At 68.3% G+C, this 9,861-nt stretch carries 7 protein-coding genes and 1 pseudogene; 4 read left to right on the top strand and 4 right to left on the bottom strand.

The genetic code is table 11. The annotated features are described in order from the left end of the window. Window positions 1–1,612, top strand: a 1,612-nt coding sequence (locus tag AC1DYX_RS22980; protein ID WP_477263142.1) for a hybrid sensor histidine kinase/response regulator, incomplete at its 5' end; no start/stop codon positions are given. Window positions 1,613–1,702: 90 nt separating this feature from the next. Here the strand turns inward: AC1DYX_RS22980 and AC1DYX_RS22975 are convergent. The 3 genes from AC1DYX_RS22975 to AC1DYX_RS22965 form a co-directional block, all read right to left on the bottom strand. Further along, a complete protein-coding gene (locus AC1DYX_RS22975) occupies window positions 1,703–2,647 on the bottom strand; it encodes an MBL fold metallo-hydrolase (protein WP_477263140.1) in 945 nt (314 codons plus the stop codon). A gap of 228 nt (window positions 2,648–2,875) precedes the next feature. Next, window positions 2,876–4,636 (bottom strand): chloride channel protein, encoded by a 1,761-nt coding sequence (locus AC1DYX_RS22970; RefSeq protein ID WP_477263138.1) that lies wholly within the window; start codon window positions 4,634–4,636, stop codon window positions 2,876–2,878. 3 nt (window positions 4,637–4,639) lie between these two features. After that, window positions 4,640–4,984 (bottom strand): MarR family winged helix-turn-helix transcriptional regulator, encoded by a 345-nt coding sequence (locus tag AC1DYX_RS22965; RefSeq protein WP_477263144.1) that lies wholly within the window; start codon window positions 4,982–4,984, stop codon window positions 4,640–4,642. A gap of 200 nt (window positions 4,985–5,184) precedes the next feature. Here AC1DYX_RS22965 and AC1DYX_RS22960 point away from each other — a divergent pair, with 200 nt between their 5' ends. Further along, window positions 5,185–6,357, top strand: a complete 1,173-nt coding sequence (locus AC1DYX_RS22960) for an HPP family protein (protein WP_477263136.1) — start codon at window positions 5,185–5,187, stop codon at window positions 6,355–6,357. A 220-nt stretch (window positions 6,358–6,577) separates the two neighbouring features. On the opposite strand, the gene AC1DYX_RS22955 is transcribed toward AC1DYX_RS22960, so the two are convergent. Next, on the bottom strand, window positions 6,578–7,267 hold the full coding sequence (locus tag AC1DYX_RS22955) for a UPF0149 family protein (protein ID WP_477263134.1): 690 nt from the start codon (window positions 7,265–7,267) through the stop codon (window positions 6,578–6,580). Window positions 7,268–7,397: 130 nt separating this feature from the next. Here AC1DYX_RS22955 and AC1DYX_RS22950 point away from each other — a divergent pair, with 130 nt between their 5' ends. Together AC1DYX_RS22950 and AC1DYX_RS22945 are read left to right on the top strand one after the other, a co-directional pair. Next, window positions 7,398–8,417, top strand: coding sequence for a serine/threonine protein kinase (locus tag AC1DYX_RS22950; protein ID WP_477263132.1), 1,020 nt, complete (start codon window positions 7,398–7,400; stop codon window positions 8,415–8,417). Window positions 8,418–8,544: 127 nt separating this feature from the next. Beyond that, a pseudogene (locus tag AC1DYX_RS22945) lies at window positions 8,545–9,861 on the top strand (hypothetical protein); the annotation flags it as partial.

Here is a 9,861-nt window from a genome sequence, read left to right as displayed (position 1 = left end):
CCTCGGACTCGGCCTGGACCGGCCGCATGCCTGGACCGAGGCCGAGATCGCGCTGGCGCGGGGCACGGCCGAGCGCATCTGGTCGGCTGTCGACCTGGCGCGCGTGCAGGGCACCCTGCGCGAGGAACGCGACCGCAGCCGCACGATCCTCGACACGATCGCCGAAGGCTTCATGCTGCTCGACCGCGACTGGACCGTCCTGCAGATGAATCCGGCCGGCCTGCGCATCGCGCACCTGGACGCGTCCGCGATCATCGGGCACAACCACTGGGACGTATGGCCCGAAGCGATCGACAGCGAAGCCGGGCGCATGTACCGCCGCGTGATGCGCGACCGCACGCCCGGCATCGCCGAATACCGCCAGCGCCTGCCGGACGGCATCGAGATCTGGTGCGAGGTGCGCGCCTACCCGACGGCCGACGGCGGCCTCGTCTCGTTCTTCCGCGACATCACGGAACGCAAGGCGGCCGAAGACAAGCTGCGCGCCGCCGACCGCCGCAAGGACGAGTTCCTCGCGATGCTGGCGCACGAGCTGAGGAATCCGCTGGCGCCGATCAGCGCCGCCGCCGACCTGCTGCGCATCGGCCGCCTGGACGAGGCCAGGGTGCGCCAGAGCAGCGCCATCATCGGCCGCCAGGTGCGCCACATGACGAGTCTCGTCGACGACCTGCTGGACGTCTCGCGCGTCACGCGCGGGCTCGTGACGCTCGCGCGCGCGCCCGTCAGCGCCCGTGCCATCGTCGACGAGGCGGTCGAGCAGGTGCGTCCGATGTTCGAGGCCCGCCGCCAGACCCTGGGCATCGACATGGCTGCGCCCGACGCGCAGGTGCTCGGCGACAAGGCCAGGCTCGTGCAAGTGCTGGCCAACCTGCTCAACAACGCCGCCAAGTACACGCCGGAAGAGCGCGGCATCGACGTGGCGGCCACGGTCGACGCGGCGCGCGGCCGGCTGCTGCTGAAGGTGCGCGACGAAGGCATCGGCATGGAACCGGAATTGACGGGCCACGTGTTCGACCTGTTCACGCAGGCGCAGCGCTCGGTCGACCGGGCCCAGGGCGGCCTCGGGCTGGGCCTCGCCCTCGTCAAGAACCTCGTCGAGCTGCATGGCGGCACCGTCGCGTGCACGAGTCCCGGCCTGGGACGGGGCAGCACGTTCGAGGTGGCGCTGCCGCTGATGGCGCCGGCGTCCGGGCAGGAGGAGCCCGGCGGCGCGCGACCGACCGGGGCCATGCCGGAGGGCGGACGGCGTCCGCTGCGTGTGCTCRTCGTCGACGACAACGTCGATGCGGCGGCCACGCTGGGCATGCTGCTGGAGGCGTGCGGCTATGTCGTCGAGGTGGAACACGATTCGCACCGCGCGCTGGAACGGGCCCGCCAGCAGCGGCCGGACGTGGCGCTGCTCGACATCGGCCTGCCGGAGATGGACGGCAACGAACTGGCGCGCCGCCTGCGCGCGGATGCGCAGACCGGCGCCATCGCGCTGGTGGCCGTCACGGGCTACGGCCAGGAACAGGATCGTCGCGCGGCCTTCGAAGCGGGCTTCGACCACCACCTCGTCAAGCCCGTCGACATGGACGAGCTGGCGAGATTACTGAAGGAAATCGCGACGTAGGGTGGGCACCCCGTGCCCACCAAACGCATGCGTCGCGGCGACATCATGGCGGGCACAGGGTGCCCACCCTACGATTTTCGCGTCAGTCGGTTAACGCATTTGCGTGTAATTGACGGGGATCCAGCGATAGCCCTTGTCCTGCGTCACGAGATGCCCGACACCCGGGAATTGCAGGTGCGCCCCGCCGACGAGCCAGCCATTTTTCGCGGCGTCGTCGAACACTTTCTTGCGTGCCGCATAGGCCGCTTTCTCGTCGCTGTCGAAGGCGATCGTCACTTGCGGATTATCGAACTGCACGGCCGCCACGTGGATCAGGTCGCCGATCAGCACGAGCTTCTGGCCGCGGCTTTCCACGATGTACACCGTGTGGCCCGGCGTATGGCCGTGTTCGGCCATGGCCGAGACGCCCGGCACCAGTTCGCCGTTCGCCTCGATGGGCTTGAACTTGCCGGCCTGGACGTACGGATTGATCGATGCCATCGCGCCCTTGAAGAAATCCTTCTTGTCGGCCGGGGCCTTGTCCATGTTCGCCTGGCTCAGCCAGTAATCGGCATCGGCCTTGCCTGCGCGCACGACCGCATTCGGGAACACGCGCTGCCCGTTGTTGACGAGGCCGCCGACGTGGTCAGCGTGCATGTGCGTGATATAGATCTCGTCGATCTGCTCCGGCTGGTATCCGGCCGCCTTCAGGTTGTTGACGAACTTGCCGGCAGTCGGGCCGAACAGGGCGCCGGAACCCGTGTCGACCAGCACCAGCTTGCTGCCGGTATTGATCAGGAACGTATTGTCCGAGGTCTCCACCGGTAATTTCAGGAAGTTCTTCGCGAGCGTGGCGCGCGTCAGTTCGGGCTTCTGGTGCAGGAACTGGTCCATGGGCAGGTCGAACGTGCCGTCGTTGACCGGCGTGATCTCGATGTCGCCGACCATCATGCGGTAGAACCCCGGGGCCGGGGTCTTGACCATCGGCGCGGCAGCATGGGCGGTGGAGACGGCGAGGGCGGCGGCGAGCAGGGTGTGCTTGAGCTGTGTGATCATGTTCTTATCCTCGATAGATGGGCACCTCGAAAAACCTGCTGCGCGTTGCACTGTCGTCGCGGACGGCGAGTCTTGCGATGCTCGCTGTACTAGCCTACAGCTGCGCTTCTCGAACGACATTGCGGCCGCTCGCGACGGTTTTTCGAGGTGCCCGATGGCAAAGCGCACGGATGCGGGTTGCCTATCGTACATGATTGTTCAGTAACACGCTGTGCGCAGCCGCAGTCCTCATTGACGCCGCACGAGGGGCAGCGTACGCAAGGTGCGTCGCTCGTGTTCCTCGTCGTGCAGCGTGGCCGAGGCCTTGATCAGGTCGCTGCGGCTGACGACGCCCAGCAGTGTCGGCTGCGCGGCCTGCGTCACCACGGGCAGGCGTTCGATGCCGTGTACGGCGAGGCGGGTGGCCACCGCGCGGCATGTTTCTCCGGGCAGTGCCACGAGCGGTGGATTGGCCCCGAACAGCGCGCCGACGGGCTGGTCGGGCGCATGACCGGCCAGGGTGTCGCGCTCGATCATGCCGATCACGACGCCGCCGCGTGTGACCGGGTAGCCGCGGTGCTTCTGGGCCGTGCCGAAGTGCGTGGCGAGCACGTCGCGGATCGTCGCGGCGGCGTCGATGTGGTGGACTTCCGCGCTCATCACCTCGGCCACGCTGTGGCGCTCGAGCGGGTCGATGCCGTATTCGCGATAGATGTGGTGGCCGCGGCGGGCAATCTTTTCGGTCAGGATCGAACGGCCCATCGTCAGCACGGTGAAGCCGTAGGCGCCGGCGGCCGCCGCGAGCAGCGGCAGCAGGGCGTTGGCGTCGTGCGTGAGTTCGAACGCGAACACGACGGCCATCACGGGCGCGCGCATCATGCCGCCCAGGGTGGCGGCCATGAACACGAGCGGCCACAGCGCCGGATCGGCACCGGGCAGGTACGGGCCGAGCAGGGCGCCAAGGCCGGCGCCGAGCATCAGCAGCGGGGCCAGCACGCCGCCCGACGTGCCGGAGCCGAGCGCGATCAGCCAGATCACGAGCTTCACGGCCAGCAGGGCGACGATGGCGCCGGCCACCATGTGGTTGTGTAAAAGATCGCCGATGACGTCATAGCCGACGCCCAGCGCGCGCGGCTGGAAATAGCCGCCGATGCCGACGGCGAGGCCGCCCAGCGCCGGCCACCACATCCAGTGGATGGGCAGGCGGTGGAAGCCGTCCTCGACGCGGTACAGCGCCGTCGACATCAGCCAGGCCAGCGCTCCGCACGCGATGCCCGCGACGAGGCAGGAGGCGAGGGCGAGCGGCGCGACGGGCGCGGTCGCCAACGGGAACAGCGCGCCTGCGCCGATCGCGAGCGGCCGCAGGAAACCGGCCACGGCACACGCCGTCGCCACCGGCAGCAGGCTGCGCGGACGCAGTTCGAACAGCAACAGCTCGACGGCCATCAGCACGGCCGCCACCGGCGTGCCGAACACCGCCGTCATGCCGGCCACGGCGCCGGCCACGAGCAGCGATTTGCGTTCGCCGCCCGTCAGGTGGAAGTGCTGGGCGATCAGCGAGCCGATCGCGCCGCCCGTCATGATGATCGGCCCCTCGGCGCCGAACGGGCCGCCGCTGCCGATCGCGATGCCCGACGACAGCGGTTTCAGCACGGCCACCTTCGGCGACATGGCGCTGCGCTTGAACAGGATCGCCTCGATCGCTTCGGGAATCCCGTGGCCGCGGATGGCCTCGGTCCCATAACGGGCGATCAGGCCGATGATGAGGCCGCCGATCACGGGGATGGCGATCACCCACGGGCCCAGGGTGTTGTCGGCCGGAGACAGTTCGGCGAACGAGAATTTTCCGTAGAAGAACAAGTCCGTGAAGAAGCGGATCAGCATGAGCAGGACCCTCGCGGCGAGGGTGCTGAGCCCGCCGATGGAGGCTGCGAGGGCGGCGATGCGCAGCAGGCGGACGTCGCCCGAGAAATCGCGCCGCGGCGTGACAGGATGGGGGGCAGTTTTCATTGCTTATTCAAGATTGGGGACGGTAAATACGCCGCGCAGGGCGCGCAGTTCGGCGCGGTGGACGGCGGCAAGGCGGATCAGCAACGCCTCGCCCTTGGGCAGCAGGTGCACCTCGACACGGCGCCGGTCCTCGGCATTCGTGCGGCGCTCGACCAGTTCGCCCGCCTCGCAGCGCGTAACGAGCGCGACGACGCCGTGCTGCTTGGCCTGCAGGCGCTCGGCCAGCTCGCCCACGGTCGCCCACTCGCGGCCGGGAAACCCCTTGACGTGCAGCAGGAGCAGGTATTGCAGCGGCGTGATGCCTTCCGCCTGCACGGCATTTTCGGAAAAGCGCTCGTAGCGCCGCATCTGGTAACGGAATTCCGACAGGGCGGCGAAATCGGACTTGGACAGCGGGGGCGATTCGTCTTTCACGGGTTGGGCGATTGGGGTTGTTGGCTTCGGGAACCAAATAATATATCATAACGTGATATATATTTTTTAGCCAAGCGAGCGACGCCAGGGTTGCAGCTTTTTTACAATCGACGAGAATGATTCTGGACAAGAGTGTGGACTGGTTGCGGTCGTTCGTACCGCAACCCAATACGGTGCCGCGCGGCGAACGGATGCGCGCGGTGGCAGGGGCCCTGGTGGGGCTGTTCGTGACGGCGATCCTCAGCGACATGCTGACGGCAGGTTCCGGCATCGTGCCGCTGGCGCTCGTGGCGCCGATGGGCGCGTCGGCCGTGCTGCTGTTCTGCGTGCCGGCCAGTCCGCTGGCCCAGCCGTGGTCGGTAATCGGGGGGAATACGATTTCCGCGCTGATCGGCATCCTGTGCGCGCAGACGGTCAGCAATCCTGCGCTGGCGGCCCCGCTGGCCGGCGCCTGCGCGATCTTCGTGATGTTTCTGCTGCGCTGCCTGCACCCACCGAGCGGCGCGGTGGCGCTGACGGCCGTCCTCGGCGGACCGGCCATCCACGCGGCCGGCTTCACGTTCGCCTTCCTGCCCGTGTGCCTGAACTCGACCTTGATCGTGCTCGCGGCGCTCGTCTTCAACAACCTGACGGGCCGGCGCTATCCGCACAACCAGAAATCCGCCCTGCGCACCGCGCAGCAGGCGGCGCACGCGACGCGCGACCCGACGCCGATGGCGCGCCTGGGCTTTACGGCCGAGGACCTGGACGCCGTGCTGGCCCGCTACGGCCAGGTGCTGGACGTCAGCCGCGACGACCTGGAAGACATCCTGCTGCAGACGGAACAGCGCGCCTACGCACGCCGCTTCGGCACGGTGAACTGCGGCGCGATCATGTCGAAGGACGTCGTGACCGCGACGCCGGACATGCCGCTGGCCGAGGCGTGGCGCCTGCTGCGCCACCACAACCTGCACGCGCTGCCGGTGCTGGATGCGTCGCACCGCGTGGCGGGCATCGTGGGGCAGGGCGATTTCCTGCACCATGCAGGCCTGGACGATTACCAGACCGTGGGCGAACGTCTGCGCAGCCTGTTCACGCACCTGCTGGGCGTGCGCCCGGACCGCGCGACGACGGTGAGGAGGGTGATGTCGACCAGGGTGGCCGTGGTGAGCGTCGACGAACCGATCGCGACGCTCGTGCCGCTGATGAGCAACGGCGGCCTGCACCACATTCCGGTCGTCGACGAAAAAGCCGTGTTCGTGGGCATCGTCAGCCAGTCCGACCTGCTGGCCGCACTGTTCGAAAGCCGCCTGGCCGAGGCGGCCTAAAATTCGGGGTCAGACCCCAGATTCGGGGTCAGAGCCCTTTTTTGGGACATGTCCAGGCCGATATCATGCTGCCGGTGGCGCCCGGCTGTATACGCGGAGGTCATGAGGTGCGCGATGGCGGCTCATTCGTTGGGGCTGCAGGAGAGTAGCTACTGAGCTATTGCCCGAAAAAGTGCTCTGACCCCAAATTTCGGGCGAAATGTGCTCTGACCCCGAATTTTCAGGCCTGGTTGGCCCCGCAGCACTTTTTGTATTTCTTGCCGCTGCCGCAAGGGCAATCGTCGTTGCGGCCGACTTTCGGTTCGTCGCGGCGAACCGTTTCGACGGCGGCCTTGCGGCGCGGCAGCCAGAAGCGGTGGATGCCCGGCAGGTTGGCTTCGATTTCCAGCGCCAGCTTGTGCGCCAGCTTCGGGCTTTCCACTTCCGCCAGCTCGCTTTCCTCGATCTCGTCGGCGCCCAGCAGGTAGATCGGGTGCATCAGCGGGCCCGCTTCCGAATCCCAGATCTCGTCCCAGGAGCCGGGGCGCAGTTCCATGCCTTCCCAGAAGCCCCAGCACCAGGCCTCGGCGTCGATCAGCGTCTCGCCGTCGATGTCGTGCTCGACGTACAGCGGCTCGAATTCCTTCGGCGCCACCTCGAAGGTGACGAGCACCTCGTTCATGAAGCGCATGACCAGGTTGACGATGCGTTCTTCTTCCTTCGGGTTCTTCCACTTGGGCACGGCGCCGTCCTCGCCCCATACGCGCGGCAGCCATTCGGCCGGCATGATGGTTTCCGGGCCGATCGCGATGGCGGTCAGGTAGCCGTGCAGCGTGTCCATCGTCATCGCGTCGTCGGAGCAGCGATCGGACAGGAGGAAGTTGTCGAGGTCGTCGAATTCTTTTTCGGTGAGGGGCTGGTCGAGTTGCATTATTGCGTGTTCCTTGCGTTGAAGCCGCAAGTGTAACGCTTCCGGCCCTCCAGCCGGCGAAAATATGACAGGTTCGGAGCGAAGCATCCGGCGGACGACACGACCCGGGCGCCCGCCTTACAATGGCGGAATGGATACCCAGTCTGACAACCAAGCATTCCCCGCCGCATCCGGCACCCATCCGTTCGCGCGGCTCGATCCCCTAATGGTCCTGGACGCCGTCGACAGCGTCGGCCTGCGCGGCGACGGCCGCCTGCTGGCGCTGAACAGCTACGAGAACCGCGTCTACCGCGTCGGTCGCGAGGAGGGCCAGCCCGTCGTCGTCAAGTTCTACCGGCCCGGACGCTGGAGCGATGCCGCCATCCTCGAAGACCATGCGTTCGTGCAAGAACTGGCCGACCAGGAGGTGCCCGTCGTGCCGGCCCGCGTGCTCGACGGCCGCACCCTGCACGAACACGGCGGCTTCCGCTTCGCCGTGTTTCCCAGCCGCGGCGGACGGGCGCCGGAGCTGTCCGACCCGTCCACCCTGGAATGGATCGGCCGCTTCATCGGCCGTATTCACGCCGTCGGGGCCGCGCGCCCGTTCGCCGAGCGGCCCCGGCTCGACCTCGACACGTTCGGCAGGGAGCCGCGCGCCTGGCTGATTGGCCACGGTTTCATCCCGCCCGAACTGCTGACCGCGTACACGAGCGTGCTGGACCAGGCCCTGGACGGCGTCGCGCGCTGCTATGACCGCGCCGGCGACCTGCGGCTGTTGCGCCTGCACGGCGATTGCCATGCGGGCAATGTGCTGTGGACGGGCGATGGGCCGCACTTCGTCGACTTCGACGACAGCCGCATGGGTCCGGCCGTGCAAGACCTGTGGATGCTGTTGTCGGGCGAGCGCCACGAGATGGTGGCCCAGCTGGGCGACGTCCTGGCCGGCTACGAGGACTTCTGCGAATTCGATCCGCGCCAGCTCTACCTCGTCGAGGCGCTACGGACGTTGCGCCTGATCCATTATTCCGCATGGCTGGCGATGCGCTGGGACGATCCTGCGTTCCCGGCGGCATTTCCCTGGTTTAATACCCAGCGTTACTGGCAGGACCGCATCCTTGAATTGCGCGAACAGGTGGCGTTGATGGACGAGCCGCCGCTTTGGCCTGTTTGAATGGCCTGTCTGAAAAGAGGAATTGGCCCCGTTTTCCGATGCAGCTCGGCGTGACAGCCAGCCGAGCCATGCCCCATAATCGAAGGGCGGGCTCGTCCGGGCCCGCATCCCAACCAGCGAGATTTCCATGACCGATGCCGACCGCAACGAGCCATCCGCACCGAATGACGACGCCGATTTCACGATCGACCTGATGCCTGCCGCGCAAGACCATGCGGCGCCGCAGGTCGAGCCGCAGCGCGAGCATCTGGAGCAGCGTGCGATCAAGGAAGGCATCGCGCGCGTGGAGGCCGAGGCGAAGGCGGCCGTGGCGGCCGAGAACCGCGCCCATGCCGAGGCCCGGGCGCGCAGCCTGGCCGAGGAGCGCGCCGCCATCGACGCCGAAGCGGCGGCGGCTGCACTGGCGAATGCGCAGGCGTCGGAAGACGCGATCGAGGCCAACCGCGGCCGCATCGAAACGCTGCGCGCCGCCGCGAAAGCGGCCGCCGAACGGCTGGAGGCGATCCGCCAGGAGACGGCCGGGTTGCGCGCCCGCGTCGAATCCGACACGCAGATCCGCCTGGCCGCCGAAGCCCGCACCCGCGCCGAGGAAGATGCCCGCAAGCGTGCGGAGGAACAGGCCCGCATGGACGCCGAGATCGCCGCCCGTGCCCAGCGGGAAGCCGATGCGCTGGCGCTGCAGGCCGAGCAGGCGCGCCTGCAGGCGGCCGAGCGTGCCGCGGCCGTGCATGCGGCGCACGAAGAAGTGCACCACAGCGCCAGCGCCGATGCGCGCGTGGCGATTCTCGCACGCGAGCGCGAACGGGCCGAGCGCGCCGCGCGCCAGACGGCCGAGAAGCTGGCGCAGGCGGAAAGCGAAGCGCTGGAATTGGCGCAGCAGCGCGAGCGCGCGGACCAGGTCGCGCTGGCGTCCGCGTTCGCGCGCGCGGCCGCGGAGGCGCGCGCGCTCGAGGAAGCGCGCGCCCTCGCGCACATCGAGCAGGAACGCGAAGCCATCGCGCAGGCGCAGGCCGAATCCGAACGGACGGCCGCGCAATCGCTGCGCATGCGCATGCAGACCGAGAAGGAATTGCGCGACGCCGCGATCCATCGCGAACGGCAGGAACAGATGGCGTTTGATACCGCCGCCGCGCGGCGCGAGGCGGAGACCCGCATCCTGGCGGCTACCGAGGCGCGCATCGAAGCCGACCGCAAGCTGCGCGACGTGGCGCTCGAACGCGCCGCCGCCGAAGAAGCGGAAGCCCAGCAGAGCCAGGCCCGCCTGGATGCCGAGCGCGAGGCGGCGGAACAGGCGCGCCTGCGCACGGAGGCGGACTGCGTGGCGCAGGAAGCAGCGCAGCGCGATGCCGAAACGCAGCAGCGCGAGCGCCAGCTGGCCGAGGAGCGCGCGGCCCTGACGGCCGCCGCCGCCGCCGCCCGCGCCGCGCACAACGCGGCGCAGGAA

This window comes from Massilia sp. P2_C2 (assembly GCF_056404615.1).
The sequence above is the reverse complement of the archived record's forward strand: the minus strand, read 5'-3'. Positions and strand labels throughout refer to the sequence as shown.

Excerpts from the sequence above, each read along its gene's own strand:
- AC1DYX_RS22965 (WP_477263144.1), bottom strand. The coding sequence starts at position 4,984 with ATGCGGCGCTACGAGCGCTTTTCCGAAAATGCCGTGCAGGCGGAAGGC.
- AC1DYX_RS22955 (WP_477263134.1), bottom strand. The coding sequence starts at position 7,267 with ATGCAACTCGACCAGCCCCTCACCGAAAAAGAATTCGACGACCTCGAC.
- AC1DYX_RS22975 (WP_477263140.1), bottom strand. The coding sequence starts at position 2,647 with ATGATCACACAGCTCAAGCACACCCTGCTCGCCGCCGCCCTCGCCGTC.
- AC1DYX_RS22950 (WP_477263132.1), top strand. The coding sequence starts at position 7,398 with ATGGATACCCAGTCTGACAACCAAGCATTCCCCGCCGCATCCGGCACC.
- AC1DYX_RS22970 (WP_477263138.1), bottom strand. The coding sequence starts at position 4,636 with ATGAAAACTGCCCCCCATCCTGTCACGCCGCGGCGCGATTTCTCGGGC.